This is a genomic window from Streptomyces sp. NBC_01235, assembly GCF_035989285.1.
Lineage (GTDB): Bacteria > Actinomycetota > Actinomycetes > Streptomycetales > Streptomycetaceae > Streptomyces.
Genome location: NZ_CP108513.1, coordinates 355,338 through 380,653, shown reverse-complemented (window position 1 = coordinate 380,653; position 25,316 = coordinate 355,338). Strand labels below are relative to the sequence as shown.

The following is a 25,316-nucleotide window of genomic DNA, read 5'->3' as shown; positions in this document are numbered from 1 at the left end:
GCCGTACGCAGAGGCAGACACGAGCAAGGAACGGGGAACGACATGACGGCACAGGGGCGGGTGACCATCCGTGAGGTGGCCGAACGGGCGGGCGTGTCCGTGGCGACGGTCTCGCGCGTGCTCAGCGGCAACTATCCGGTACCGCCCGCCACCCGCACCCGGGTCCTGCGCGCGGCCCGCGCCCTCGACTACGTCGCCAACGCCAACGCCCGTGCCCTGGTCGGCGGCGGCCGCAAGACGGTCGCCGTCGTCCTGCGCCAGGTCACCAGCCCCTTCTACGCCCAGGTCGCCGAGGGCGTCGAGGCGGAGGCCGCCGCCAACGGCCGGCTCTGCCTGGTCGGCACCACCGGCGGGGACCCGCAGCGCGAGCTGGAGTTCGTGCAGCTCATGCGGGAGGAGGGCGCCCGACTGGTGATCCTGGTAGGCGGGGTCGTCGAGGACGACGCCTACCGCGAGCGCGTCGCCCACTACGCCCAGGCCCTGGACTCCGCCGGCGCCCGGTTGGTGCTGTGCGGACGGCCCGCCCCCGACCCCGACATCCCCGCGCTGGTCGTCGAGTTCGACAACGAGGCCGGGGCCCGCGCGATCACCGGGCACCTGCTCTCGGCCGGCCACCGCAGAATCGTCTTCCTGGGCGGACTGCCCGGCAACACCGCCCTGGACGCCCGCGTCCACGGCTACCGCGCCGCCCTCGCCGAGCACGGTCTGCCGCCGTCCGCCGCCCATGTCGTCGACTGCGGTCTCGGGCGGGCCGCCGGACTCCGCGCGATGACCGAACTCCTCAATGAACACCCGGAGTTCACGGCCGTCTTCGCCGGGGACGACATGGTCGCGGCCGGCGTCCTGCGCGCCATAGCCGAGGCCGGACTGCGTGTCCCCGACGACATCTCCGTCGTCGGCTACAACGACATTCCGCTCGCCGAGGACTTCCACCCGCCCCTCACCACCGTCCGCACGCCCGCCGAGGAACTCGGCCGCGCCGCCGTGCGCATCGCCCTGCGCGACCCCGAACACGCCGCCGGCACCCACCATCTGCTCGGCACCCACATCGTCGTACGCGACAGCGTCGCCGCGCCCCCACCCGGGCGCGGCGACTGACCGACGGAGGTACCGCCCCCGTATGACCGCGCCGCATCTGTCGGCCGACGCCGACCGTCTGCCGCCCCCCGACCCCGACCTGTCCCCCCGCACCGGCTACACCCGGGCCCACTGGGAGGCGACCGCCGACCGGCTGCTCGCCGCGCTCCGGCCCTACGCCACTCGCGGCCTCGCCCAGTACCGCCTGCCCGGCCGCACCAGCCACTCCGGCGCCTGGTCGGACGGACTGGAGGGATACGCCCGCTCGTTCCTGCTGGCTGCCTTCCGCATCGCGGGCTCCGGCGGAGCCGTCGGGCCCGACCTCATCGAGCGCTACGCCACCGGGCTCGCCGCCGGAGTCGACCCCTGCCATCCGGAGCACTGGCCGCCCATCACCGACCGCTCCCAGCCCATGGTCGAGGCGGCTTCCGTCGCCCTCGCCCTGCACGAGACCCGCCCCTGGATCTGGGAGCAACTCACCGACAGAACAAGGGAGATGGCGGTCGCCTGGCTCGGCGGCTTCGTCGGCGCCACCGTCAACGACTCCAACTGGCGGCTGTTCCAGGTCATCGTCGAGGAGTTCCTCGCCTCGGTCGGCGGTCCGCACGACCGCGCCGAGATCGACGCGGGTCTGGACCGCCTCGACACCTGGTACCGGGGCGGCGGCTGGTACACCGACGGCGACGGCCGGAAGTTCGACTACTACAACGCCTGGGCCCTGCACCTCTACCCCGTCCTGTGGGCCCGCGTCGCCGGCCCCCGCGCGGACCCCGCCCGCGTCGCCACCCACCGCGCCCGCCTGCGCGAGTTCCTCGGCGTCCACCAGTACTTCTTCGGCTCCGACGGCGCCCCCGTCCACCAGGGCCGCTCCCTCACCTACCGCTACGCCGCCGCCGCCCCGCTCTGGGCGGGCGCCCTCGCCGACGCCACACCGCTGTCACCCGGCCGCACCCGCCGTCTCGCCTCGGGCGCCCTGAAGCACTTCACCGACCACCAAGTACCGGACGAGCAGGGTTTGTTGAGTCTGGGCTGGTACCGGCCCTACCTTCCCGTCACCCAGCCGTACTCGGGACCGGCCTCCCCGTACTGGGCGAGCAAGGCCTTCCTCGGTCTGCTCCTGCCCGCCGATCACCCGGTGTGGACGGCACCCGAGGAGGCGGGCCCCGTCGACACCGCCGACCGGCACCTGACCCTGCCCGCACCGGGGTGGCTGTTGCACTCCACGGCCGCCGACGGGATCGTCCGCCTGGTCAACCACGGCACCGACCGGCTCCCGCCGCCGCCCGCCGCGTCCGACGACAGCTCGCACTACACGGCTTTCGCCTACTCCTCCGCGACCGCCCCCCAGACCCCGCCCGCCGGCGAGCCACCCGGCCCCGACAACCGCATCGCCCTGCTGACCCCCACCGGCCCGTCCCGCCGAGGCCGCATCCACCCGCTGTACGCGCGCGGCCGGCGCGCGGCGTCCTGGCACGCCCCGCTCGGCCCGGACGGCGAGGAGCGCCCGCGCATCACCACCGCGAGCGTGGTGCACGGACCGTGGGAGGTCCGCGTGCACCGCGTCGAGGCACAGGCCGGCACCCCCGTGCGCGAAGGCGGCTGGGCCGTGGCCTGCGACGACGCCAGGCCCGTCGCGCGGACGGGTCGGGCCTGGGCGCGGGCCCGCCGCGCCGACGGCCTGACCTCGGCCCTCGTCGGCCTGTTCGGCTGGGACGACGCCACCGCCGGGGTGGCGCGGGCCCGCGGCCACAACGCCTACGGCGACCACTCGGCCGTCCCGGTCCTCACCACGCCGCACCCGGGCGGCACGTTGCTCCTGGCGACGCTGGTGGTCCTCACCGCCGACCCGCTGGTCTCGGCCGACGTACGGACAGGAGCCTGTGCGGTCCCCCTCGCCGACGGCACCCTGGAGATCCGCTTCCCGGACGGCACCACCGAGACCGTCGCCCCGGCACCGGGGCCGGGGTGAACGCCGACACAGCGCATCAGGTTCCGCCCGGCCGAGCGCGTCGCCGCTTGCGGCCGACCCGGGGGAGCGGGCAGGGTTCCGTGCCGTGGCCACCTTGCTGATCGTCCATCACACCCCCTCACCCAACTGCCAGGCGCTCTTCGAAGCGGTCGTCTCGGGTGCGACGGCACCCGAGATCGAGGGCGTCCGCGTCGAGCGACGGGCGGCCCTCGCCGCGACCGCCTCCGACGTCCTGGCCGCCGACGCCTACCTGCTGGGCACCCCGGCCAACCTCGGCTACATGGCGGGCGCGCTCAAGCATTTCTTCGACCAGGTCTACTACCCGTGCCTGGACACCACCCGCGGCCGGCCCTTCGGGTACTACGTGCACGGCGGCAACGACGTCACGGGCGCGGTACGCGGCATCGAGACGATCACCACGGGCCTGGGATGGCGACGCGCGGCCGAGCCGGTCACGGTCACCGGGGAACCGGGCAAGGCGGACGTGGCGGCCTGCTGGGAACTGGGGGCGACGCTGGCGGCCGGCCTGATGGACTGACCGGACCCCGTAGGTCAGTGCCCGCCCAGCCCGGGCAGACAGGTCCCCTCGACCGTTCGCCCCACGACCTCCGCGGTCGCGTGGCCGCTGCTGTCGATCGTGCCGTTGACACACACCCGGCCGTTGCCGCCCCCGACGAGCACGTCGTGCAGAGGGTCCAGGAAATCGCCCTGCACCTCGATCTGCTTCGCCTCCAGACCGAGCGCGCCGGCGGCCGCTGTGCGCAGTCCGTCCAGGGTGGTGCCCGAGGCCGCGAGCTTGTGCAGGGCCGCGGCCAACGCCGTGGCCCGGGGCTGACCCTCCTGCCGTTGCTCGGAGGTGATCGACAGGGGCTGACGGTAGGCGTGGTTCTCGGCGACCCGCTGGTCCCAGCCGTAACTGATGCACGGCGACGGCGACGCGCGCGTGTCCTCGGGGGGCGGACAGAAGCCCTTCGCCGGGCCCGAGGGGGAGGGGGAGGGCGGGGCCGTCGACGCCCCTGCCGCCCGGGGGTCGCTCGAAGGATCGGCGCACCCGGCCGTGAGGACGAGCAGAGCCAGGAGAACCGGGGCGCCGTGCCGGCACCGTATCCGTGTCATGCCTCGATCATGACAGGCGGGTACGGCACGATGGCCGCAAGAAGCTCAGTTCCACAGCGGATACGTCACCACACGCCCGAACTGCGCAGGCCTGGCCCCGGGGTAGGTCAGGGTGATCCGGCTGTAGTGCTGCACCTGCGGGTGCTTCTTCCAGGGCTGCGGCCGGTCCAGCTTCACCACGACGGCGTACGGGTGGAAAGTGCCCGCCGCGCAGTACGGGTCGCAGTCGTTGACGACGTTGACCCCCGTGGCCCGCGCCGACTTCGAGCCCCAGCTGTCCCAGTGCAGCGAGACGAGACGGCTGTTGCCGTCGCCGCACGCCAGGATGAAGTCGCCGGGCCGTACCTGTGGGTGCCAGAAGCAGTCGACCAGGACGGGCTTCGCGGCCTGGCGTACCGCGGCCTGGCGCGCCGTGGGCGGCGACGCGGGCGCCGCCGAGGCCGAGCCGACGGCCGCCGTGAGGCCCAGCGCCGCACAGGCCATCACCACTGTTCGCGTCGTGTGTCGCATCTCCGCTCCCGCCCGAACCGGGCCCGCCGGTGTGCCGCGCCCCGATGAGGTTCTTTACCGACGCTACGACGACGAGCGCAACGGGACCACTCGAACAGTCCATCGCCCCGGCCCCGTGACGCCGACCGCGACAGGCGGCCTACGGAACGTCCGCCCGCGCCACGCGGTCCGCTCCGGGCCCACCGGCGCCGCCCCCGCCCCGGCCCTCCGTGACGATCACGACGACGTCGTCCGCATGGTCCCAGACCCGGACGTCGGACTTGGGGGGATTGAGCCGGACCCCGTGGTCGGGAGGCGTTCCGGCGCGGTCGTGACGGCGGTAGCCGATCGCGCACTCGCCCCGCTCCCGCGCCGCCGCCACGACCGTGGCGAAGGACGCCGGGCGGTCCGGCAGTACGTAGTGAGGTGCGGGGCGCAGTCGCAGTGTGCTGCCTTCGGCGGTGAACAGCTCCTCGAACACGGTGGCCAGGTGTCTGTTCTGGGCGACCTGCGCCATGAGCAGACCGGTCAGCTGCGCGCCGACGACCGCCTCGGAGCCCGGTCCGAGCGGGGCCAGCGCCCGGTTGCGTTCGTCGGCCAGTTCCGCGATCACGGGCACCGCGCACCCCGCCTCCTGCGCCAGCGACCGCAGGATCAGCAGGACGACCAGGGTGCGGTCGTCCGGGCGGTCCACGCCCTCCTCGGTGTCCGGCCCCAGCACGATCACCCGGTCGTAGGAGTTCGGGTCGAGCCCGCGCAGGGACGACGGGCCGGTCGGATCGGCGGTCCCCAGCGTCACGGTGAGCCCAGAGGCGAGCGCCGGATCCCTGCGCGGTTCCGGCAGCGGCACCGGCGGCCCTGCCCGCTCGGCCGGATCGGTGACGACGTGGAGGACCGATCCCGGTCGCGCGCCGCGGCGCAACGTCTCGACCAGGTGCGGCCCCCGACGGTTCCAGCCCAGCAGCAGGAAGCGCGACGGCCCCTCGGCCCCGGCTTCGTGGCCGGCCATCACCGACGGCTCCACGAGATCCCGGCAGTCTTCCCACCGCGCGTCGTCGTCGTTCGGCGCCACGACGACGAGGCGGTCCGCCGGAGCGAGGACCGTGTCCGGCGGCGGATTGAGCAGGGGAGTGCCGTCGGCGCGTACCAGCCCGACCACGGCGGCCGTGGCACAGTCGAGCAGCACGTCACCGAAGCGGCGCCCCGCGAGCCCGGGACCGGCGGTGACGTGGAACTCCTCGCCATCGAAGTCGAGCAGCTCGCGCAGCACGGGCGTCAGGCCGGGGTGCAGCGCCGAGTGCACGATCAGCCCGGCCGCCGTCCGGTCCGACTCCAGGACGATGCCCGACGGACCCGCGGCCAACCGGGCCGCGGTCCGGTACCGCTCGTCCCGTACACAGGCGACCACGGGCGGTCCCGCCTTCTCGCCGAGGGTCGCGCGCAGGGCCAGCAGCGTCCGTACGGCCTCGGCATCCCCGGCGCGCTCCCCGTCGGGCAGCACCAGCACCGCGTGCGCCGTCCCCGGACTGACCATCCCGAGGGCCTCGGGGTCGGCGGTGGAGCCGCTGCGGCAGATCAGCCGGGTGGTGCCGGTGGGCCCCAGGACGGCCGCCAGCGCCTCCTCCATGTCCGTCTTGTCCCGGTCGGCGAGCACCACGACCGCGCCCCACCGCTGGTTGACGCGCGCCGCGACCAGTTCGCCGACCACCGTGAACACCTGCTCCGACCAGCCGAGCACGACCGAGTGACCCGTCTCCACCACGGTGGAGCGCCCTCTGCGCAGCTCGGTGACCCGGTCGGTGAGGCCGGTGGTGATCAGACCGATCAGCGTCGACACGTACAGCAGCGCCACCAGGCCCAACAGCACCGACAACAGCATCCGCAGCGGGGCACCCGTCACCGCGCCCAGCCGCAGGGTCTCCGCGCTGACCCGCCACACCGCTGCCAGCCGGCCCGCAAACGAAGGGGGCGAGGAGGGGTCCGTCCACACCAACAGCGCGCTCGCCGGCACGACGATGCCGAGGCAGGTCAGGGCCATCCACCCGACCAGCCTGCCGGTGCTGCGGGCCAGTGTGCTGTCGAATCGGTAGCGCATCCGGTCCCGTAGCGAAACCGGCCTTCGCCGCTGTCCCTCCACACACGCCTCCCGTGCCCCGCCGCCGACTCCCGTCATGACCTGAACTCGCAGGGTGCGGCCCGCGGTGCCGCGACACGCCGTCGTGGTACTCGCATTCATCCTTTCGGGGAAGGGGTGTCGCGCGCCCGCGGCTGAAAACGTGTGCCGAGCAGGCCGAATCCCCAGAACGTCATGGTCAATTCAAGCCGTTGTTTTGGCATTCCCATGACAAAGCTGTGCACGCAGTGCCACTCTGCTGCCGAAGTTCACCATTCCTTCACACCCGCATCATGCGGCGCATCACCCCCCACCCCCCACCTCCTTCCACCCGCCTGTCGTGCAGCGCTCCGGACCGGCACCAACCCCGCCGGCCCGTCCCACCTCGGCCTCCATCACCGGCCGACCGTCGCACCGAAGGAGAACCCGTTGCCCCGGCGACACCGCCCCACCCTCCCGCGCAGACGCGCCACCGCCCTCGCGCTGACGACCATCGGGACCCTGCTGGCCCTGGGTGCCCCCGCCGGCACCGCCGGTGCGGCCCCGGCCGACCCGGGCCCGTCCAAGATCACCGCCACGCCCCGTGCGGGAGCCGCCGCGACGCCCCTGTCGCCGGCCCGCCGCGCCTCACTGATCAAGAGCGCGCAGACCGTGGCCGGCACCACGGCCCGCCAACTCGCCCTCGGTGCCCAGGGGAAGCTCGTCGTCAAGGACGTCGTCCAGGACGCCGACGGCACCACCCACACCCGCTACGAACGCACCTACGCCGGGCTGCCCGTCCTCGGCGGCGACCTGGTCGTCCACGTCAAGAGCGGCCGCACCACCGTCTCCAAGGCGAGCGGGGCGACCCTCACGCTGCCGTCCCTCACTCCGAAGCTCTCCGCGTCGAACGCCACCGGCAAGGCCCTCGCGGCCGCGAAGAGCGCCCGGGTCAAGGGTTCCGAAGCCGAGAACGCGCCCCGTCTCGTCGTCTGGGCCGGCACCGGCAAGCCCGTCCTGGCCTGGGAGACGCTCGTCGAGGGCGTCCAGCAGGACGGCACGCCCAGCGAGCTCCAGGTGGTCACCGACGCGACGACCGGCAAGCAGATCCTGGCCGCCGAGAAGGTGCACACCGGTACCGGCACCGGCCAGTACAGCGGCACGGTCCCGCTCGGCACGACCCTGTCGGGATCGACGTACCAGCTCACCGACGGCGAGCGCGCCGGGCACAAGACGTACGACCTGAACCAGGGCACCTCCGGCACCGGCACCCTCTTTACGGACGACAACGATGTCTGGGGCGACGGCACCCCGTCCAACCGCCAGACCGCCGGTGTCGACGTGGCCTACGGCGCCGCCGCCACCTGGGACTACTACAAGGACGTGTACGGCCGCAACGGCATCCGCAACGACGGCGTCGCCGCCTACAGCCGGGCCCACTACGGCAGCAGCTACGTCAACGCCTTCTGGCAGGACAGCTGCTTCTGCATGACCTACGGCGACGGCTCGGGCAACACCCACCCGCTGACCGCCCTCGACGTGGCCGCCCACGAGATGAGCCACGGCGTCACCGCGGCCACCGCCAACCTGACCTACTCGGGCGAGTCCGGCGGCCTCAACGAGGCGACCTCGGACATCTTCGCCGCCGCCGTCGAGTTCCACTCGAACCTCGCCGCCGACCCCGGTGACTACCTCGTCGGCGAGAAGATCGACATCAACGGCGACGGCACTCCGCTGCGTTACATGGACAAGCCCTCCAAGGACGGCTCCTCCCGCGACAGTTGGAGCTCCACCCTGGGCAGCGTCGACGTCCACTACTCCTCGGGCCCCGCGAACCACTTCTTCTACCTGCTCTCCGAGGGCAGCGGCGCCAAGACCGTCAACGGCGTCGCCTACGACAGCCCGACCTACGACGGCCAGGCAGTCACCGGCATCGGCATCGAGAACGCCGCCGCCATCTGGTACCGGGCGCTGACGACGTACATGACCTCGTCGACCAACTACGCGGGCGCCCGCACCGCCACCCTCCAGGCCGCAACCGACCTGTTCGGTGCCTACAGCCCCACCTACCTCGCCGTCGCCGACGCCTGGGCCGGCATCAACGTCGGCAGCCGCATAGCCCTCGGCGTCAACGTCGCCCCGATCGCCGACCAGACCAGCGGCATCGGCCAGGCCGTCAGCCTGCAGGTCGACGCCTACACCACCAACACCGGCGCCGGCCTCACCTACGAGGCGAGCGGGCTGCCCGACGGTCTGAGCATCAGCCCGAGCGGCCTGATCTCGGGCACGCCGACCACCCTCGGCAGCGGTGACGTCACCGTCAAGGTCACCGACAGCACCGGCGCGTCCGTCTCGGACACCTTCACCTGGCGGGTCGCGTACATCTACGCCAACGCCACCCGCGTCGACATCCCGGACAACGGCGCCGCCGTGGAGTCCCCGGTCACCATCGCGGGCCGCGACGGCAACGCCTCCGCCACCACCTCGGTCTACGTCAACATCGTACACACCTACCGCGGTGACCTGACCGTCGACCTCGTCGGCCCCAACGGCACCGTCTACTCCCTGCTCAACCGCAGCGGCAGCTCCGCCGACGACGTCGACCAGACCTTCACGGTCGACGCCTCCGCCCAGCCCGTCGACGGCACATGGAAGCTGCGCGTCCAGGACCGCGCGTCGATCGACGTGGGGTACATCCAGCGCTGGCAGCTCACTCCCTGACCCAAGACGCCCCACACCGCCGCCCGGGTCCTTCGAGGCCCGGGCGGCGGTGCGTCCAAAGGGCGTTCAGGGGCGCCACCCGCGGGGAGGAGTGCGGCAACCCGTCACCGCCGCCAAGCCCTACACCTGCGGCACCAACCTCCTCCACGACGACGTGCAGGACTCCTGGACCACCGTCGGCCGGGAGAGCGCCCTCGCCCGCGACCCGGACGTCGTCGTGATCCGCGACCATGGCGACGTGAACGATCGGCAGGAGAAGGACTTCCTCCTCTCCCATGCCCGGCTGCGAGGCGTGTCGGCCGTCAAGAACCGCCGGATCTTCGTCCTCGACCACGTGGACCTGGTGGACAGCTCCCGCGACCCGGCGGGCCTCAGGTACGCCGAGGCGCTGGGACGACACCGTCCGCGACCTGGGCCAAGGGCGTGCCGCGCGCCCACAGCCGAAGCCGGGGTCCGTCGATCAGATACGTGCGGCCCTCGCGCGCGGCCCACACCTCGTCCCGGTGCGTGAACGTGCCCCGGTGCACGACGAGCCGCAGCGGGGGACTGGCCCGGGCCCGGGCCCGCGCCCGTATCCGTGCCCGGCAGGAGCAGGCCGACTCCTCGTCGGGCAGCGGCTCGGCCACCGGGCGGAACGCCACGTCGAGCAGGAGCCCCCGGCCGTCGCGGGCGGCGAGATGGAGGGTGTCGTGCCGAGGGAGCGGCAGCACCCTCCAGCCGTCCCGCCGGAGCATCCGGGCCACGGCGACCACCAGTGCGGGCATGTCCAGCTCGGCCAGCTCCTCGGCGGTGTAGTACCCGCCGCGCCGTCGGGCCGGCCGCCGGGACCGACGCCGTACGACGCAGGCGACGACCGTGAGCGGCACGAGGAGCAGCGCGCAGGCCGGGCCGCCGAACGTGCGGGAGAGCAGCGCGAGACCCCCGACCGCGCCGCACGCGACGGCGACCAGCGTGGCGAGGGCCGGCAACACCTCGCGCAGCCGTGGCCCGTAGCGGCCCGACGCACGCAGCTCACGCACGGTCCGCCGGCGCCGGGCACGGGCCGACTCACCGGCGTTCGCCCGCTCCCGCCTGCGTGCCATCAGGGCCCCCACCCCTCACACGACAACGTGTAAGGGGTGGATACCCGCTGAGCCGGGGCATGCCCCCGGACACCACGTTTCCGCCACCGTCTTGGCCGAAGAACGGCGGGAAACGGCGAACGAGGCCGACGGCGGGCCGTTGTCAGTGGTGGATGACAAGCTGCTGGTCATGGACGAGGTTGAGTTCTTGCGGGGCCGGGTCTACGGCGCCGACCACGACGACGCCGGCCCCCGCCCGGACCGCGTGTACGCGCATCTGGTGGGCGGCCCGCTGGACGGGCTGCTGCTGGACATCACGGACCGCTCCGACCATGAACTGCGCGAGGTGGCGCTGACCACGGAGATAGGCCGCTACGGGCCCGGCGGCCGCGCCCTGTACGGGCGGCGCGGCACCGCCGACCGCCGGTTCGACTGGCGGGGCGATGCCCCGGGCACTCCCTGAACGACCCCGCCGAGGGGACTCCCTCTGCCTTCACCGCGTGGAGCGCATGCGTACGTCGACCACGCTCATCAGGCCGGCCAACGGAACCCTGGCCGCCGTCTGCCGGGGGTCGGGTGCGAGGCCGTTGTGGCGGGCGATGTCGAGCAGTCGCTCCGCCAGCGGCAGGACCATGTGGCGTCCCCAGCAGCGTTCGTTGGCGTGCCCGAAGGGGAGGTACCCGGGCGCCGTCTCCGGGTCGAGTTCGTTCCACCGCTCGGGGCGGAACACATGGGGGTCGTCCCACAGCGCGGGGTCGCGGTGGGACAGCAGCGGCAGCATCAGGACGTCGTCCGTGGGGCCGACGCGTTCGTCGAGGGCGGTGAACTCGGGGGAGGCGACCCGCAGTACGTTCCACGACACCGGCAGCAGCCGCAGCGACTCGTGGATGATGTGCCGGTTCGGCGTGCCGGGCGCGAAGGGAGCGCCGAGCCACAGTGCGTTGGCGACCAGCGCCGAGACCGTGAAGCACACCGGAGCCGCCGCCCGGCGGTACATGCCCATGGCGTGCCGTCGTTCTCCGTACGTCGACGCCTCGGCCGTCCCGGCGCCGAGCCGTGAGGTACGCGCGAGCGCCCCGCCGCGCCCCGGCAGACCGGCCCCCACGCCGATGACCGTCCAGGTCAGCTTGGGCGTCCACTCCAACCGCCGGTCGACGAGGACCTTGAGTCGACGGGGGTCCTGGCCGAAGACGGTGTCCCGCAGATAGGTGTGCGCCACCCGAGGCCAGCTTCCGGCGAGGTCGGCGGACAGATCGGTGGGTTCGGCGAGCGCGGCGCGCACGTCCTGGCCCACGGCTCGCATCACGGCCGAGGCCTCGGTCCTCGGAATCGCACGACCGAGCAGAGGCTTGAAGGTGGGCCGCTCGAAGTCGTTCGCCGGCCGGCTTGCCATGACCTGCTCGATGAGTCCGGCGGAACCGACGCCCACCGTGCCGGGATCGAGCCGGAACACCTCGTCCCCGAGGTGTTCGTCCAGCAGTGAACGGATCCGCGGGGCGAATTCGACCCTGCGTTGCTGCGTAAGAGAGGGCGACGATGGCATGGCATCTCCACATCGGAGCGACGGACCGGAGTGGCGTGCGCCCGCCATTTCCGTCACCGGTGATGGCGGGCGCACGCGTTTGTCACTCACTCACCGGCGGCTCAGTACCAGATGTACCAGGCGTAGGCCTTGAGGCTCTTCTCGCCGGCGATCTTCCTCTTCAGGGCTCCGAACATCTTCATGGATTACCTCCACTGCAGGGGGAATTGACGCGGAATCGGAACGAGTAGACCGCCGGGTCGGCGAGGCGTCAACGGTGACGGGAAACACGCGAGGTGATCACGCCAGAATTTCCGTCGCAGGTGTGAAAACGAGAGTGCACTGCCGGGCAATAAGCAGGGCACTCTCGGAGAAATAGGGAGCCGTATTCGGTGCTAGTTCAGATTATGCTCGTCGGCGCCGACCTTGCCGGGTCCGTTCAGTACGTACACCCGCAGGTTGCCCTTGCCGGGCGCGGCCACCGACAGGGAGACGTTGGAGACGGTCTTCCCGTCACCGGTGACGGCGTCTTTGTACGTGCCGTTCGGGATGCCGGTGAAGCCCGCCGCACCGGTGACCGTGACCAGCGCGAAACCCTCCGTCCTCCCGTTGGTGCAATGGCGCTTGAACGCCATCCCGCCGCTGATCCCGTCGGTCTGGAAATGGCCCATCTGCAGGGCCGGGACCGCCCGGCGGATCTGGTTGAGCCGCTGGAGGTGTCTGACCAGCGGCTGCGCCAGAGCGGTGGCGACCGCACCGCTCGCACTCGCGACTGTGCCGAAGTCCGAGGCCGTGACGGACCGGCCAGATGGTCGCCGAAGCACGCCCGCCCGGTGGACCCCGGCGGGCAGGTCGGCCCGCAGTCGATCTGCCGGGCCTTCTGGAACTCGATCTCCGAGCCGTAATACTGCGTCGGAATGCCGCGGAAGGTCTCACCGAGATGTCGGCTGGTTGCCGGTGCCGAGGTTGTTCTCGTAGGTGAACTGCTCGATGGCCGCCGTCTCGTCGTCCGCGCTGTACTCCTTGCGCTCCTTCCAAGTGAAGGACTGCGCCGAGTGGTTCACGGACCCGCGGTTCCACTTGTCGTTGAGGAAGGCGCCGGCCTCGCCGAGGACGAAGAAGCTTTGCGCCGCGTCCGTACCGAACCTCTGGGTGAGGTGACCCGGTCGTAGATGGCGGGCAGGAAGCGGCGGTTCGGACGTGACACGCGGGATATGGACGGCCGTGTCGATCCGGAAGCCGTCGACGTCCATGTGCCGGAGTCCTCGCTCGCGCAGGGCTCCGCGGCTCCGGAGGCGACGGTCCGGTCCTTCACGGCCGTGGTGCCGAGCGGGATCGTGTAGTCCGCGCTGTTGTTGTCCCAGACGCCGTTGCCGTTGTTGAACGTGGCCTGCAGTCCCGCGGTCGAGCCGAGATCGACGGATCGTTTCACCCAGTCGGTGCAGGCGGCCTCCATCCGCACACCGGGGACACTGTCCAGGCGCCGCCGTCGGGCGCGTGGTGGAGGTACGTGGCGGCGCAGTCCTTCGTCTTCGTGCAGGAGAAGACGGTCGCGGTGTTCGATGTGGCAGCGGTTGTCCGCAGCGGGACGGGATCGGAATCGGACGGCCCCGCGAGCAGTCCGAACAACCCGGCCGTCGCCATGGCGACGGCGAGCGGACGTGGCGGCGGGTGTCTGCGGGACGTCTTCGGCGCGCGCCTCATGGCTCTTCCGGTACAGGCGGCGAAGGGGAGGGAGTCACCTGTGCCGAAAGAAGAACCGGCAACTTCCTGAAGGGTCTTGCGAACGGAAGTTACAGGGACATGACACCCAGGCGTAGAGAGATCTCGCAGGAGGGGGAGTGGCGCGGGTGGCCTGGTCCCGGACGACCGGAACGGTGGCTTCCATCGCGGGAGGGTGATCAAATGTGCGAATGTCTACAGGATCCACATCCGCCACTCGGGCGGTGACCGCCGTGCCGGCGGTCCGGCATGGCTGGCACAAGCTGCTCATCGGGCTCGTCCTGCTGGGGCGCGCGACCCGTATCCCGGCCGCGATGGACGGCATGTCGGGGTCGAGCCCGTCGGGCTGGTGGAACGTGCTGTGGGAGGTGCTCGCCCTGGTCCTGGCCGCCTTCGCGGTCAGTGAGTGGGAGATCCTCCAGGCGACGTCCTGGCGCATGCCCGTGTCGCAATGGATCTGCATGGTCATCTTTCACGTCGGCCTCATCGGGTTCCTGGCCGCCCTCGTGATCCAACTGCTCTAGCCCTCGGGCGGGTGACGTCGGGTCGGTTTGTTCGATCGCACGAACATGGCTTCGATGGGGTTACTTCTGTCGGGTAGTCCTGATAGGAAACTTTCCTGTCAGTTGCACGCAGAGTCCCCCACCCCCACACCTCACCTGGAGCCACTGTGGTGCACATGTCCCGGCCGGTCGACGGCCTCACCCCCACCTCCCGCCGCTTCTTCCTCGCCCTCACCGCCGCCCTGGCCACCGCCCCGCTCCTCGACGCCCACCCGGCGACCGCGGCCACCACCGCCACAGGCCTCGACGACCCGGCGAAGAAGGAGATCGCCATGAAACTGGTGTCGAGCGCGGAGAACTCCTCGCTCGACTGGAAGGCCCAGTACCAGTACATCGAGGACATCGGCGACGGCCGTGGCTACACCGCAGGCATCATCGGCTTCTGCTCCGGCACCGGCGACATGCTCGACCTCGTACAGCTCTACACCGACCGCAAGCCCGGCAACGTCCTCGCCAAGTACCTGCCCGCCCTGCGGGCGGTCGACGGCACCGACGCGCACACGGGCCTCGACCCGAACTACCCCAAGGACTGGCGCAAGGCCGCCCAGGACACGGCGTTCCAGCAGGCCCAGAACGACGAACGCGACCGCGTCTACTTCAACCCTGCCGTCCGGCAGGGGAAGACGGACGGTCTGCGCGTCCTGGGTCAGTTCGCCTACTACGACGCCATCGTCATGCACGGCGACGGCACCGACCCCACCAGTTTCCGCAACATCCGCAAGCGCGCGCTGACCAAGGCGAAGCCGCCGGCGCAGGGCGGCGACGAGACGGCGTATCTGAACGCGTTCCTCGATGCCCGGGTCTGGGCCATGAAGCAGGAGGAGGCGCACAGCGACACCAGTCGCGTCGACACCGCCCAACGCGTCTTCCTGCGCAAGGGCAACCTCGACCTCGAACCGCCCCTGGACTGGAAGGTGTACGGCGACAGTTACCACATCGGCTGAGTGGCTCTCCGCGAGCCGGGCCGCAAGCGGTGTGCCAGCCTGCGGCCCCATGCCTGACCCGGCAGTTCGATGTAACGGTGGGTCAGTACGCACAGCGCCAGCAGCACGGCGACGAATGCCACTTCGAGCACGGGACTGTCCTGCCGCCACCGGCCGATCGTGCCGTCGGTCACCGCCAGCAGCACGGGATGCACCAGGTAGACCGAGTAGCTGATCGTTCCCAGTCCGATCAGCCGGCGCGGTATGCGCCGGTGGTGGCAGGACAGTGCGGCTCCAAAGGTGAGCGCGGCCAGCAGGAATGCAAGGATCCAGCCGCGCCGTGTGAAGTGGGAGCCGTCGCCGTACCAGTACGCGCTGCCCACGGCGCAGACGAGTACCACGACGGCTGCGCGGGCCGCGCACCGCCGGCTGCTCTGTCCGCTCCGGGCTCGGTGGACGGCGGTGCCGACGAACATCACGGAGAGGATCACCAGGCCCTCCCACAGGGGGACCGTGCCGTTGAAAGCGACGAGGACGAGCGCCGACACCCCGCCCAGCACGCCCCCGGCCACGCGCAGCGCGGGTGGTCCGGCGCTCGCACAGCAGATGGCGAGCACCATGGCGATCGAGGCGAGGGCGACCAGCCGACCGGTGCCGACCGCGCCGGAGAGGGCGGAGCCCGGCAGCACGCCCCCCGCCGTCGCGCTCACGGCGGCGAGTACGGCCAGAGTGACGGCGATCGACGCCGACCGCTGGTGCAGACGGACCGTGAAGAGGGCGACGACCAGCAGGTAGAAAGCCATCTCGTAGGAGAGCGTCCACAGGACGAGCAGGAGGCTGGGTGTTCCCAGCAGCTCTTGGAGCAGCGTGACATGGGCGGCGGCCGCGGTGGCGAGGCTCTGCCGGTCGAGGCCGCCGCGCAGCTCGGAGATGCCCAGCAGATTCAGGGTGAGGACCGCGGAGACGGCGGCCGCCCACAGGGGGTACACGCGGAAAATGCGTCCGATCCAGAACGTCCGGACGCAGCCCCGGCGCTCCAGTGACGCGGGGACGATGTAGCCGCTCACCAGGAAGAACACCATGATGCCGTACCGGCCGAAGTTGAACTGCGGCATCAGCTCCTGCCGCAACTCCGGCATGAACGCGTACGACGAGTGGTCGAACACCACGGCGAGTGCGGCGATGCCGCGCGACGCGTCGAGCCACCCCAGGCGTGGGATGGGTGATCGTGCGGTCGCGGAGGGTGACGGCTCTGGCGATGGACGGACGAGGGTTGGGGGTTCCATATGTGGACCGAGTTCTGTGCAGTGAGGCGTTCGTCGGGCTGGGACAGGCCTACTTGTCGGGCAGCGTGACCTTCAGCGGAACGCAGGGTTTGGCCTCGCTCCTGGTCGCGTAGAGCTCGACCGCGCGTGGCCGCGACATGCCTTCCATGTTCTCGAAGGCCAGCACGTTGCCCCGGCGCAGGGTGAAGTCCCAGCTGGCCTTGATGGGGATGATGGGTACAGGGTCGCCCTGCTGATCGATCGCCACCCCTGGGAACGGGGTGAACTTGCTGCGCTCGCAGACATAGCCGGGAGCCAACACGTCAATGGTCACCTCGATGCCCCACGGACGCACCTTCGTCGCGAGTTCGCGCTGGGCCTCGATCCCGATGGTCTGGTCCTTGACGGTGAGCTCGACGGTGCCGTCCCCGTGCCGCTCCACCGCGTACGCCGCCGAGTCGCCCGGAGAGCCAGGTACCACCGCCACGCCGAGCCAGGCCACCGCACAGGCGGCCGCGACGAAGGCGATCCGGCGTGGAACGAGCAGACGACGCACGGAAGCCCTCTTCCTGCCCCGGCCCGATCCGACCTCGGACGGCCCGGTCCGGCACGTTCCGGCCTCGCGCAGCTCGATCTCCTTCTTGAGTTCGTCCAGGAGCCGGTCCTCGAACGTCGGCCTGGTGCTCACGCTTCCCCCCTTGCGATGTACAGCATCGATGCGTCCGGCGTCGTGGCTTCCGTGAAGCTCGTTCCTGCGGCGGCAGGAGCCTCCGCAGCCTCGACGTCCGCCTCCTTCCGCAGCGCCTTGCGCGCCCGGTGCAGTCGTACGCGGGCCGTGACCTGGCGAATGCCCAGTGCGGCCGCCGCCTCGGTGACCGTCAGCTGGTCCACCGCGATCAACTCCATGACGGCCCGCTCGCCCTCGGGAAGCCTTGCCAGCGCGGCCAGGGCACGTCGCCCCGGGCTCTCCGCGTCGAGTCTGTCCTCGATCCGGACGATGTCGTCGGCCTCCAGCAGCCTCCGCCCGGAGAAACGCAGATCGCGTTCGGCCTCCCGGGCGACCCGGCGGCGCTCCGACGACACCACGTTGCGTGCGATGCCGAACAGCCAGGCCGTCTCGCTGCCGAGGTGCGGCCGGTGGGTGTGGGCCGAGTGCAGGACGGCGAGGAAGATCTCGGCCGTCAGATCGGCCGCCGTGTGCGGGTCGTCGACACGCCGGGCCACGAAACGCATCACCGCGTCCACGTGGCGCCGATAGAACTCCTCGAACAGCCGTGGGTCACGTACCGCGGCGGCGGGCCCACTCCGTAACCGTTCCGCGCCATCCACAGGCATCTCCTTCCGCCGGGTTCGTCAAAGGCCCTACACCTGTTCTTGGAATGAGGCGCGAAAAGCGTTACAGACGTACACGACAGAAGGTGAGCCCCCAGCCGTGTTGGCCCTGTCAGGAATGGCGACTCTGTTCGCAAGCCCCCTCTGGTGCATCGCGATCGTGGTCAAGCTCGTCTCCGTCGCCCTGCCCGGAAGGCGGCCGGACCAGGCCGTGCACCTGCTGCGCTGGTCGGCCGGGATGGCGATCGCGGCGACGGTCGGCTGCTACCTGCTGGGCGCCGGCGCGGTGGCGCTCTCCGTGCACGAGTCGCAGTCCGGCGCCGACTCGTCTCCCGCGCCCGCCTGCCGAGGGGAGGAGGTCCCGCGGGACACCGTCCGGCACCTCGTCACCCACCGGGCCTCCTACTTCCCGCCGGCCTTCGACTGCGTCCTCGACGACGGAACCACCTACGAGAGCAGCGGCACCTACGACATGACGAACGCGCTCACCGTCGTCTTCGCCGCCGCGGCCGGCACCCTTGGCGTGTCGGCCAGGTTCGTGGCGGCGCGCAGAGCACGAGCACAGTCCGCGGCAGGTCCGGACGACAGCGCGGACCACAGCCCGGACGGCAGCCGGGACGGTGTGCGCGTGAGTGGTGCGCCTGGGGCGTAGGAGGTGGGTTCGCGGGTAGGCGCGCGGATATGAACGGGGTAGTGAAGGCGGTCCGGATGGCACCTGTCCCGCCCGACCAGGGTTTTTCCGCACCCGACGGGACCCCTGCCGAGACGACGGTGGCATTGGACGGCAAGGACGGTTGTATCGCCCGGGCGCGACAGCTCACGGGCGACTTCCTCACCCGCGTCCGGCGCCCGGGCGGCCCGCCCGTGTCGGCGCGGGCCGTGGACCTGTCCCAGCTCGTGGTGAGCGAGCTGGTCACCAACGCGCTCAGATACGCGCCCGGGCCGGTCCTGCTGCAGCTGCGCATCAGCGGTTCCGCGGTGGAGATCGCCGTCTGGGACAGCGATCCGGTGCTGCCGGCGCCGCGCGCACCGGATCCGACGCGGGTGGGCCAGCACGGCCTGGAGATCGTGCGGGCCGTGGCGGAGGACCTCGACGTCGTACGGGCGCCGGTGGGCAAACGGATCGTCGCCCGCCTGAGCCTGACCGACGCATGATGAGACGTTCCGTCAGGGCCGGCCTCAGGCCCGCACGGCGGACGCGTCGACGACGCCGAACGTCGCCCGGCCCAGGACGAGCACACCGTCCGACAGAGGAGTGCACCGCACGCCCCCTCTGCCGCGCAGTGCGCGCTGGGCGCCGGGGCCGATGGTGACGTCCATCCACGCGCAGGGCCGTGCCGGGCGGTTCACGGCGAACGCCACGGGACCGGCCGCGCCGTCGAGCACGATGGTCGAGCCGACGTACGCGTCGATGTCGACGCCGCGCAGCAGGATGTTGCGGCGCGTCTGCGGGAGACCGACGGCCGCGTCGATGTGCCGGGGCAGGTTCTCCGTGGCCATGAGCGTCACCGACGCGTCCTTGTGGGCCGGGCGGCCGAAGTAGCGGTCACCGACCAGTCCGAGACCGCGACGGACCTGGACCTGCCGCACGAGCTCGTCGTCCGGGCCGTCCGACGGCCCGTCCGCGGGCCGCCCGGCGAACCGGTGCGACGCCGACACCAGCAGCTCCACCACCTCGATCTCCGTCATGGACCCAGCCTAGGTGCGGTGCCGGCGACCCGGCGGCGGCCGGTGCCTCGCGCAGGCACGCACCGACCGCCACCGCCTCGCGAGTGGGTCAGGGCAGCAGGGGCAGGGCGGCGCAGTTGGACGTGGCGGCCCTGCCGTCGAGCCGGTCGGTCAGCCAGGAGATCGCGTCGCCCTGGTCGACGAGCAGCGGCGTGAAGTGGTTGATCAGGGCCCGGCCGACGCTCGGCAGGATCACCGGCTTGTACGTGACGTCGGCACCTTTGGCGCACCAGGCCGCGGCGAGCGAGCGCGCCTGCGCGTGCGGCACCAGGTCGTCGGCGGTGCCGGTCGCCACCCGCACCGGGGACGTCGGCTCGAGGGCGCCGATGCGCTGGTCGGCCAGGAAGGCCTTCAGTGCCGGCTCCGAGGCGACGACGTCGCTGATGGAACGCCCGTCCGTGGTCCAGGCGGCGCTGCGCGCCGAGTTGTAGGCGAGGAGGGCGTCACCCACGCACATCGTCGACAGGTCCTCGAGCGCGGCGCGGCCGGCCGCGTTCAGGTGTGCCTCGGCGATCGGCTTGAGAGCGGGGTCGGACTCCAGGAACCCGTTCACCGACCAGCCCAGAGCGCCGGCCAGGTCGCTTCCGTCGATGGCCTTGGTGACGGCGACCAGGTCGGCGGGCGGAGCGCCGGTGTAGGTCCCGGCGAGGGCGACGTCGGGGGCGTAGGAGGGCTGTAGTTCGGCGGCGGCCGCCGTGGCCCCGCCGCCCTGGCTGTAGCCGAACAGCGCCACCCGGGAGCCGGCTGTGAGCGACGTGCCGTCGAGGGAGCGGGCCGCGCGGACGGCGTCCAGGACGGCGTGCGCCTCGTCGACCCGGTTGACATAGGTGTGCAGCCGGTCCGTCGCGCCCAGCCCGGTGTAGTCCGTGACCACCACGGCGATGCCCCGGGCGAGGAGACGGTAGATCGCCAGGTCCTCGTAACCGACGGACAGGGTCTGGCCGTTGACCAGGAGCGGGTGTTCGAGGCCGAGGGAGGCGGCGCACTGGTCGCCCTGGCCCATGGTGCCGGGCGCCACGGCGACCAGAGGCCGCGCACCGCTGCCCGTCCAGCGGGCCGTCGGTTCGAGGTAGGCGCCGGTGACCGCCATGGGCCGGCCGGCGGAGTCCGTGGACTTGTACATCAGGCGGGTCGCCGTGCCGGGCAGCGGTCCGTCGACGCCCGGCAGGCTCAGCGCGAGGGGGAGCGGTTCGGAGCGGACCAGGGTGCCGTCGGCCGCCGGGAGCGTGGCGGGCGGGTTGTAGAAGGTGGGGATGGTGACGCCGCGCGAGACCACGGCGTCCGACTGTGCTGTCGCGTCGGCGGGTACGGCGGTGACGCCGAGGCAGGCGGCAGCGGTGACGGCTGCGGCCAGCAGGCGGGTGGGGGTGGGCATGGTCGGACCTCCGGGGAAGGGGAGGCCGAGCCTTCGTCTGCGGCTCGGGTGGCGGACGGTCCGGTGGGGTGCGGACCGTGACGACCGAGCGGCACGAGGCCGCGGTCGCCCACCGCTGTCCGTACCGCTCTTAGATGAACTGTCAGGACCGTAGCGAGGGTCGGGTTACCTCGGGTAGCAGTCGGTAGGTTACGGTTCAGTAATATGACTGGCGAGTAGCAAGTCCGAAGTTCTCACCTCGGCGATCACTTTCATCGCAATTGGCGCCCATAAGATGCCCAATAGCGACAATCTGTGGCAAAACAAGACCGCGGGGTCGCCTGTCGCTAGCGTCCCGTGCCATGAACACCGACCGCATGCGCGGCGCACAACTCGGCGACCACGCCCCACAGAGCGACCCCTCCGTGCCACCCCGGCCGGGCACCCATCAGTCCCAGGCGCAGACGGTGACCGCGGGTGGCAACGCCAGGGTCACGCAGAAGAACACCCAGCTGAAGTTCTCGATCCCGGTCGTCGGGCCCCTGCTCAGCATGGCGTACGCCCACCCGCTGATCGCCGGCCTCACGGCCGTGGCCGTCATCGGAGGCGGCGGCGCGGCGGTCGCGACCCTGCCCGACTCGACGTCCTCGCCGTCAACCGCGCTGGTACGCGGCTTCGTCATGAAGACGGACAGCGAGAAGGCGCCCCCGGGATACGACTTCACCCACACGCCGCCCGTGATCGCCGACGCCGGCACCGACGCCATCTACCTTCAAGGCGGCTACCTGTACTCCACCAACGGCAAGATGGCCGCCTGGAGTTCGTCCGTGGTCCCCACGGCGGAAGGCTGCCGGGAGGCCGTGACCGAGCACCCTGTACGTCAGACCACCGTCGGCGTCTCGTACGTGGTGTGCTACCTCGACCGCAACGGCGACCCGGGCTACATCTCCGTCACCGCCACGGACAACGACTCCATCACCGTCGACACCGCCCACCTGAACTGACCCGACCGCCACCAACAGGCCCGTGACGCGGTGTGGTTGACTACCTTCGTGTTGCACGAGTCGGTCTTCCGCACCACGGACCTGCCGGTGGCCGACCGGTTCGAGGCGTGGGCGGAGCGCATGGGCAATACCCATGCGCCCATGCACCTCACCAGCGACCGCACCGCCGACTACCACGGCCACCAACGCGTGATCGGGCTGGGCGACGTGACGGTGTGGCCGGCCACCTTCGACCACCTGGTCTTCCGTCGGACGCCGAAACTCATCCGCCAGTCCGATCCCGAGACCTACCACCTGTCCCTCCTGCTGAAGGGCGAGGGAGCGGCCGACTGGGGCAGACAACAGGCGGCCTACCGGATGAACGACTTCCACATCAACTCTTCCTCGCGGTCGTGGGAGGTACTCACCGGCTCCGACTCCGTCACCATCGTCGGCCTGGAGGTCCCGCGTGCCCTGGTGGCCGTGCCCGGGAACCGAGCGGACCAGGTCCTGGGGAGCCTCCTGTCGGGCCGGGAAGGGATCGGCGCACTGCTCTCGCAGTTGCTCCGCCAACTCGTCGCGGACACCTCCCCCTACCAGCCATCCGACGCACCCCGGCTGGGCACGGTCGTCGCCGACCTGGTCACGGCCCTCTTCGCGCACACCGTGGACGCCGACTCGCGGCTGCCACCGGAGACCCACAGCCGCACACTCACCCTCCATGTCAAGGCGTTCATCCGCCGGCACCTCGGCGACCCGGACCTGACCCCCGCCGGCGTCGCCGCCGCGCACCACATCTCCCGCAGCTACCTGTACCGCCTCTTCCAGGCCGAAGGCCTCACCGTCGCCTCCTACATCCGGGACCAGCGCCTGGAGAACGCCCGCCGCGACCTCACCGATCCCCGGCTGCGCGGGCTGCCCGTCCACGCCGTCGCCGCCCGCTGGGGCTTCCCCCGCGCCGCCGAGTTCACCCGGGCGTTCCGCACCGCGTACGGCCTCCCGCCCAGCGAACTGCGCGAACAGGCGCTGACCGGGGCGTGGGAGACATAGGCGTTCCGGCCTCCCGTCCTCGGCGTCAAGGGTGGACGCTCCGCCAAGCAGACGTGGACGGTCCGCCAACGACACACCGGGTACCTCTCGCGCATCCTGGTGATCACCGCGGCGGACAACCCGCGACAGCCGAGGCCGTGCCAGGACAACAGGGGAGTCCTGGCACGGCACGGGCGGACACGACGGCGCCCCGTCCGGCCGTGGATGATCGAGTGGTGACGGCCCGGGCGCGGGCGTACCGTCGAACGGTGGACCCGACAGTGGATCTCCCCGTCCGCTGACCTCTCCCCCGGGGCCCGCCTCCGAGCGGGCGACACGTCATGAGCAGCGTTCCGCGGCCGACCTCAGCGCCCCAGGCCACCGCCCGGCAGGACGGTGGCGGTAACGCGATGGCGCTGCTGGTCATCGCGTCGTGCCAGCTGATGGTGGTCCTGGACATCACCATCGTGAACATCGCGCTGCCGGACATCCAGCGCTCCCTGGACTTCTCCACCACGAGCCTGGCGTGGGTGGTCAACGCCTACACCCTCACCTTCGGCGGCCTGCTGCTGCTCGGCGGCCGGACCGGCGACATCCTCGGCAGACGGCGCATGTTCGTCTTCGGCGTCCTGCTGTTCGTGCTCGCCTCCCTGCTCGGCGGACTCGCCCAGAACGAGGCCCAACTCCTCGCCGCACGCGCCCTCCAGGGCGTCGGCGGCGCCATCGCCTCCCCGACCGCGCTCTCCCTGGTCAGTACGACGTTCCGCGAAGGCCCCGAGCGCAACCGGGCCTTCGGGGTCTTCGCCGCGGTCTCGGCGGGTGGCGGCGCCATCGGCCTGCTCGCGGGCGGAATCCTCGTCGAGTGGCTGAACTGGCGGTGGGTGCTCTTCGTCAACGTCCCCATCGGGCTGCTCATCGCCCTCGCCACCCCCCGCTGGATCAAGGAATCCGAACGTCACCCCGGCCACTTCGACATCGCCGGCGCACTGACCTCCACCGTGGGCATGGTCCTTCTGGTGTACGGGTTCATCAGGGCCGCGCAGGAAGGGTGGCGGGACGCGTTCACGCTGGCCTCGTTCGGCGCGGCCGTCGTCGTCCTCGCGGTGTTCGTCCTGGTCGAGCGGCGGTCCAGGCAGCCGATCACGCCGCTGCACATGTTCGCCGACCGCAACCGGGCGGGCACGTACGGGATCATGCTGTGCCTCGCCGCCGCGATCTTCGGCATGTTCTTCTTCCTCACGCTCTTCGTGCAGAACGTGCTCGACTTCAGCCCGCTGGCGACCGGGTTCGCCTTCCTGCCGGTCAGCGCGGTCATCGCGTTCGGCGCCGGGCTGGCCTCGCGGTTCCTGCCCCGGTTCGGCCCCAAGCCCTTCATGGTGGTGGGCGCGATCCTCGCGGCGGGAGGCCTGTCCTGGCTGACCCTGACCGACGTCCACTCGACGTACGCGGGCAGCGTCCTCGGCCCGATCCTGGTCTTCAGCCTCGGCATGGGCATGGAGTTCGTCTCCCTGACCCTGATGGCGCTCTCCAACGTGACCCCGCAGGAGACCGGCGCGGCCTCCGGACTCCTCAACGCCACCCAGCAGGTGGGCGGTTCGCTCGGTCTGTCCATCCTGGTCACGATGTACGGGACGGCCAGCCGCAACGAGGCGGAGAAGCAGGTCCCCGACTACCTGGCCCAGGCGACCCCGGCCGAACGCCTGCGTTTCCAGCGCACCGGGCAGCTCCCCGCCCCCTGGTCCGACGAGATCCTCACCGCCGGCGTCTCGGCCGCCTTCGTCATGGCGGCGATCTTCGCCGTCCTGGCCGCTCTGATCGCCCTCGTGGTGATCCAGGTCCGTCCCTCGGACCTGGAACGCCTCAAGGGCGGCACGGTCCCGGGCGGCGGCTGACCCCGGGGGCGCAGGCCCGGCCCGCCGTGGTGGAGGCGCGGATCGCCGCCGGGCGTCCTCGGTGACGGTCGGCGGCCGCCGCCTGGCCCGGCTTCGGCACCATCTCACCGACGCCCACCCGACCGACGCGGAGGGGCGTCGACGATGGCAGGCCGAGCGGCTGTTCCTCGCTGCCGACGGCGAGTCCGGCGCCCCGCACGGCAACTGCACCATCGCCGACGACCCCGTTCGACGGCAGTGTGTCTCTGGTGCTGCCCGATCCGTTGCGACACCTGGCCGACGCCCCCACAGGCCACTACCGGCCGGACCGCACCGTGCGCTTGTCCCGTCGTCGCGAGGAGTGGCTGGAGCGTGACCGCCGACCGTGCCGTCCGCCACGACATCGCCCACGATCCGGTCCGTGACCGCTGGTACCTGGATGCCTGTTGGTCGTTCGACACCGCGGTGTCGCCGAGCTCGGACGGGGGATCAGGGCCTT

23 protein-coding genes and 3 pseudogenes are annotated in these 25,316 nt (G+C 71.5%); 13 read left to right on the top strand and 13 right to left on the bottom strand.

Annotation, left to right across the window (positions count from 1 at the left end; translation table 11 throughout):
* Positions 1 to 42: 42 nt before the first annotated feature.
* From OG289_RS01610 to OG289_RS01600, 3 genes are all read left to right on the top strand, one after another.
* A complete protein-coding gene (locus OG289_RS01610; protein WP_327312197.1) occupies positions 43 to 1,098 on the top strand; it encodes a LacI family DNA-binding transcriptional regulator in 1,056 nt (351 codons plus the stop codon).
* Between the two features lie 22 nt (positions 1,099 to 1,120).
* Positions 1,121 to 3,046 (top strand): DUF2264 domain-containing protein, encoded by a 1,926-nt coding sequence (locus OG289_RS01605; RefSeq protein ID WP_327312196.1) that lies wholly within the window; start codon positions 1,121 to 1,123, stop codon positions 3,044 to 3,046.
* Between the two features lie 85 nt (positions 3,047 to 3,131).
* Positions 3,132 to 3,584 carry a flavodoxin family protein gene (locus OG289_RS01600; RefSeq protein WP_327312195.1) on the top strand — a complete coding sequence of 151 codons (453 nt, stop codon included), beginning with the start codon at positions 3,132 to 3,134 and terminating at the stop codon, positions 3,582 to 3,584.
* Between the two features lie 14 nt (positions 3,585 to 3,598).
* On the opposite strand, the gene OG289_RS01595 is transcribed toward OG289_RS01600, so the two are convergent.
* From OG289_RS01595 to OG289_RS01585, 3 genes are all read right to left on the bottom strand, one after another.
* Positions 3,599 to 4,162 carry a precorrin-3B C(17)-methyltransferase gene (locus tag OG289_RS01595; RefSeq protein ID WP_327312194.1) on the bottom strand — a complete coding sequence of 188 codons (564 nt, stop codon included), beginning with the start codon at positions 4,160 to 4,162 and terminating at the stop codon, positions 3,599 to 3,601.
* Positions 4,163 to 4,207: 45 nt separating this feature from the next.
* A complete protein-coding gene (locus tag OG289_RS01590) occupies positions 4,208 to 4,672 on the bottom strand; it encodes a hypothetical protein (RefSeq protein WP_327312193.1) in 465 nt (154 codons plus the stop codon).
* Between the two features lie 139 nt (positions 4,673 to 4,811).
* Complete coding sequence (locus OG289_RS01585; protein WP_327312192.1) at positions 4,812 to 6,746, bottom strand: CASTOR/POLLUX-related putative ion channel; 1,935 nt, start codon at positions 6,744 to 6,746, stop codon at positions 4,812 to 4,814.
* A gap of 447 nt (positions 6,747 to 7,193) precedes the next feature.
* On the opposite strand from OG289_RS01585, the gene OG289_RS01580 reads away from it, so the two are divergent.
* Positions 7,194 to 9,464, top strand: coding sequence for a M4 family metallopeptidase (locus OG289_RS01580; RefSeq protein ID WP_327312191.1), 2,271 nt, complete (start codon positions 7,194 to 7,196; stop codon positions 9,462 to 9,464).
* A 49-nt stretch (positions 9,465 to 9,513) separates the two neighbouring features.
* Positions 9,514 to 9,783 (top strand): annotated as a pseudogene (locus OG289_RS01575) (ABC transporter substrate-binding protein); the annotation flags it as partial.
* A gap of 52 nt (positions 9,784 to 9,835) precedes the next feature.
* Here the strand turns inward: OG289_RS01575 and OG289_RS01570 are convergent.
* Positions 9,836 to 10,546: a hypothetical protein gene (locus tag OG289_RS01570; RefSeq protein ID WP_327312190.1), complete on the bottom strand. Its 711-nt coding sequence runs from the start codon at positions 10,544 to 10,546 to the stop codon at positions 9,836 to 9,838.
* 169 nt (positions 10,547 to 10,715) lie between these two features.
* Here OG289_RS01570 and OG289_RS01565 point away from each other — a divergent pair, with 169 nt between their 5' ends.
* Positions 10,716 to 10,988, top strand: a complete 273-nt coding sequence (locus OG289_RS01565) for a hypothetical protein (RefSeq protein ID WP_327312189.1) — start codon at positions 10,716 to 10,718, stop codon at positions 10,986 to 10,988.
* A 30-nt stretch (positions 10,989 to 11,018) separates the two neighbouring features.
* On the opposite strand, the gene OG289_RS01560 is transcribed toward OG289_RS01565, so the two are convergent.
* The 4 genes and pseudogenes from OG289_RS01560 to OG289_RS49515 form a co-directional block, all read right to left on the bottom strand.
* Positions 11,019 to 12,068 carry a cytochrome P450 gene (locus OG289_RS01560; RefSeq protein WP_327312188.1) on the bottom strand — a complete coding sequence of 350 codons (1,050 nt, stop codon included), beginning with the start codon at positions 12,066 to 12,068 and terminating at the stop codon, positions 11,019 to 11,021.
* Between the two features lie 101 nt (positions 12,069 to 12,169).
* Positions 12,170 to 12,244 carry a tryptorubin family RiPP precursor gene (locus OG289_RS49520; protein WP_442819057.1) on the bottom strand — a complete coding sequence of 25 codons (75 nt, stop codon included), beginning with the start codon at positions 12,242 to 12,244 and terminating at the stop codon, positions 12,170 to 12,172.
* Between the two features lie 198 nt (positions 12,245 to 12,442).
* Positions 12,443 to 13,300 (bottom strand): annotated as a pseudogene (locus OG289_RS01555) (hypothetical protein); the annotation flags it as partial.
* Positions 13,301 to 13,371: 71 nt separating this feature from the next.
* Positions 13,372 to 13,503 (bottom strand): annotated as a pseudogene (locus tag OG289_RS49515) (carbohydrate binding domain-containing protein); the annotation flags it as partial.
* A gap of 490 nt (positions 13,504 to 13,993) precedes the next feature.
* Between OG289_RS49515 and OG289_RS01550 the strand changes: the two are divergent.
* Both OG289_RS01550 and OG289_RS01545 read left to right on the top strand, forming a co-directional pair.
* A complete protein-coding gene (locus tag OG289_RS01550; protein WP_327312187.1) occupies positions 13,994 to 14,293 on the top strand; it encodes a hypothetical protein in 300 nt (99 codons plus the stop codon).
* 155 nt (positions 14,294 to 14,448) lie between these two features.
* Positions 14,449 to 15,276, top strand: coding sequence for a chitosanase (locus tag OG289_RS01545; protein ID WP_327312186.1), 828 nt, complete (start codon positions 14,449 to 14,451; stop codon positions 15,274 to 15,276).
* On the opposite strand, the gene OG289_RS01540 is transcribed toward OG289_RS01545, so the two are convergent.
* From OG289_RS01540 to OG289_RS01530, 3 genes are all read right to left on the bottom strand, one after another.
* Positions 15,261 to 16,424: an acyltransferase family protein gene (locus tag OG289_RS01540; RefSeq protein WP_442819056.1), complete on the bottom strand. Its 1,164-nt coding sequence runs from the start codon at positions 16,422 to 16,424 to the stop codon at positions 15,261 to 15,263. The genes OG289_RS01545 and OG289_RS01540 overlap by 16 nt on opposite strands.
* Before the next feature lie 166 nt (positions 16,425 to 16,590).
* Positions 16,591 to 17,208 carry a hypothetical protein gene (locus OG289_RS01535; RefSeq protein WP_327312185.1) on the bottom strand — a complete coding sequence of 206 codons (618 nt, stop codon included), beginning with the start codon at positions 17,206 to 17,208 and terminating at the stop codon, positions 16,591 to 16,593.
* Positions 17,205 to 17,849 (bottom strand): RNA polymerase sigma factor, encoded by a 645-nt coding sequence (locus tag OG289_RS01530; protein ID WP_327312184.1) that lies wholly within the window; start codon positions 17,847 to 17,849, stop codon positions 17,205 to 17,207. Before OG289_RS01530 ends, OG289_RS01535 begins: the two co-directional genes overlap by 4 nt.
* 121 nt (positions 17,850 to 17,970) lie before the next feature.
* On the opposite strand from OG289_RS01530, the gene OG289_RS01525 reads away from it, so the two are divergent.
* Entirely contained in the window at positions 17,971 to 18,504 is a 534-nt protein-coding gene (locus OG289_RS01525) for a hypothetical protein (RefSeq protein WP_327312183.1), read from the top strand.
* A 56-nt stretch (positions 18,505 to 18,560) separates the two neighbouring features.
* The gene (locus OG289_RS01520; protein WP_327312182.1) at positions 18,561 to 19,007 is read left to right on the top strand and encodes an ATP-binding protein; all 447 of its coding nucleotides are present in this window, start codon (positions 18,561 to 18,563) and stop codon (positions 19,005 to 19,007) included.
* A 24-nt stretch (positions 19,008 to 19,031) separates the two neighbouring features.
* Here the strand turns inward: OG289_RS01520 and OG289_RS01515 are convergent, their stop codons facing one another.
* Together OG289_RS01515 and OG289_RS01510 are read right to left on the bottom strand one after the other, a co-directional pair.
* Entirely contained in the window at positions 19,032 to 19,541 is a 510-nt protein-coding gene (locus OG289_RS01515) for a molybdenum cofactor biosysynthesis protein (RefSeq protein WP_327312181.1), read from the bottom strand.
* Positions 19,542 to 19,629: 88 nt separating this feature from the next.
* Positions 19,630 to 20,955, bottom strand: coding sequence for an alpha/beta fold hydrolase (locus OG289_RS01510; RefSeq protein ID WP_327312180.1), 1,326 nt, complete (start codon positions 20,953 to 20,955; stop codon positions 19,630 to 19,632).
* 341 nt (positions 20,956 to 21,296) lie between these two features.
* Between OG289_RS01510 and OG289_RS01505 the strand changes: the two genes are divergently transcribed.
* From OG289_RS01505 to OG289_RS01495, 3 genes are all read left to right on the top strand, one after another.
* On the top strand, positions 21,297 to 21,938 hold the full coding sequence (locus tag OG289_RS01505) for a hypothetical protein (RefSeq protein ID WP_327312179.1): 642 nt from the start codon (positions 21,297 to 21,299) through the stop codon (positions 21,936 to 21,938).
* 48 nt (positions 21,939 to 21,986) lie between these two features.
* Positions 21,987 to 22,967 carry a helix-turn-helix domain-containing protein gene (locus tag OG289_RS01500; RefSeq protein ID WP_327312178.1) on the top strand — a complete coding sequence of 327 codons (981 nt, stop codon included), beginning with the start codon at positions 21,987 to 21,989 and terminating at the stop codon, positions 22,965 to 22,967.
* Positions 22,968 to 23,287: 320 nt separating this feature from the next.
* Entirely contained in the window at positions 23,288 to 24,838 is a 1,551-nt protein-coding gene (locus OG289_RS01495) for an MFS transporter (protein ID WP_327312177.1), read from the top strand.
* Positions 24,839 to 25,316 lie beyond the last annotated feature (478 nt).

What these genes read in the sequence shown, in the direction of transcription:
- OG289_RS01610 (WP_327312197.1), top strand. Translation starts at nt 43, where the DNA reads ATGACGGCACAGGGGCGGGTGACCATCCGTGAGGTGGCCGAACGGGCG.
- OG289_RS01605 (WP_327312196.1), top strand. Translation starts at nt 1,121, where the DNA reads ATGACCGCGCCGCATCTGTCGGCCGACGCCGACCGTCTGCCGCCCCCC.
- OG289_RS01595 (WP_327312194.1), bottom strand. Translation starts at nt 4,162, where the DNA reads ATGACACGGATACGGTGCCGGCACGGCGCCCCGGTTCTCCTGGCTCTG.
- OG289_RS01590 (WP_327312193.1), bottom strand. Translation starts at nt 4,672, where the DNA reads ATGCGACACACGACGCGAACAGTGGTGATGGCCTGTGCGGCGCTGGGC.
- OG289_RS01585 (WP_327312192.1), bottom strand. Translation starts at nt 6,746, where the DNA reads ATGCGCTACCGATTCGACAGCACACTGGCCCGCAGCACCGGCAGGCTG.
- OG289_RS01570 (WP_327312190.1), bottom strand. Translation starts at nt 10,546, where the DNA reads ATGGCACGCAGGCGGGAGCGGGCGAACGCCGGTGAGTCGGCCCGTGCC.
- OG289_RS01565 (WP_327312189.1), top strand. Translation starts at nt 10,716, where the DNA reads ATGGACGAGGTTGAGTTCTTGCGGGGCCGGGTCTACGGCGCCGACCAC.
- OG289_RS01560 (WP_327312188.1), bottom strand. Translation starts at nt 12,068, where the DNA reads ATGCCATCGTCGCCCTCTCTTACGCAGCAACGCAGGGTCGAATTCGCC.
- OG289_RS01545 (WP_327312186.1), top strand. Translation starts at nt 14,449, where the DNA reads ATGTCCCGGCCGGTCGACGGCCTCACCCCCACCTCCCGCCGCTTCTTC.
- OG289_RS01525 (WP_327312183.1), top strand. Translation starts at nt 17,971, where the DNA reads ATGGCGACTCTGTTCGCAAGCCCCCTCTGGTGCATCGCGATCGTGGTC.
- OG289_RS01520 (WP_327312182.1), top strand. Translation starts at nt 18,561, where the DNA reads ATGGCACCTGTCCCGCCCGACCAGGGTTTTTCCGCACCCGACGGGACC.
- OG289_RS01515 (WP_327312181.1), bottom strand. Translation starts at nt 19,541, where the DNA reads ATGACGGAGATCGAGGTGGTGGAGCTGCTGGTGTCGGCGTCGCACCGG.
- OG289_RS01510 (WP_327312180.1), bottom strand. Translation starts at nt 20,955, where the DNA reads ATGCCCACCCCCACCCGCCTGCTGGCCGCAGCCGTCACCGCTGCCGCC.
- OG289_RS01505 (WP_327312179.1), top strand. Translation starts at nt 21,297, where the DNA reads ATGAACACCGACCGCATGCGCGGCGCACAACTCGGCGACCACGCCCCA.
- OG289_RS01495 (WP_327312177.1), top strand. Translation starts at nt 23,288, where the DNA reads ATGAGCAGCGTTCCGCGGCCGACCTCAGCGCCCCAGGCCACCGCCCGG.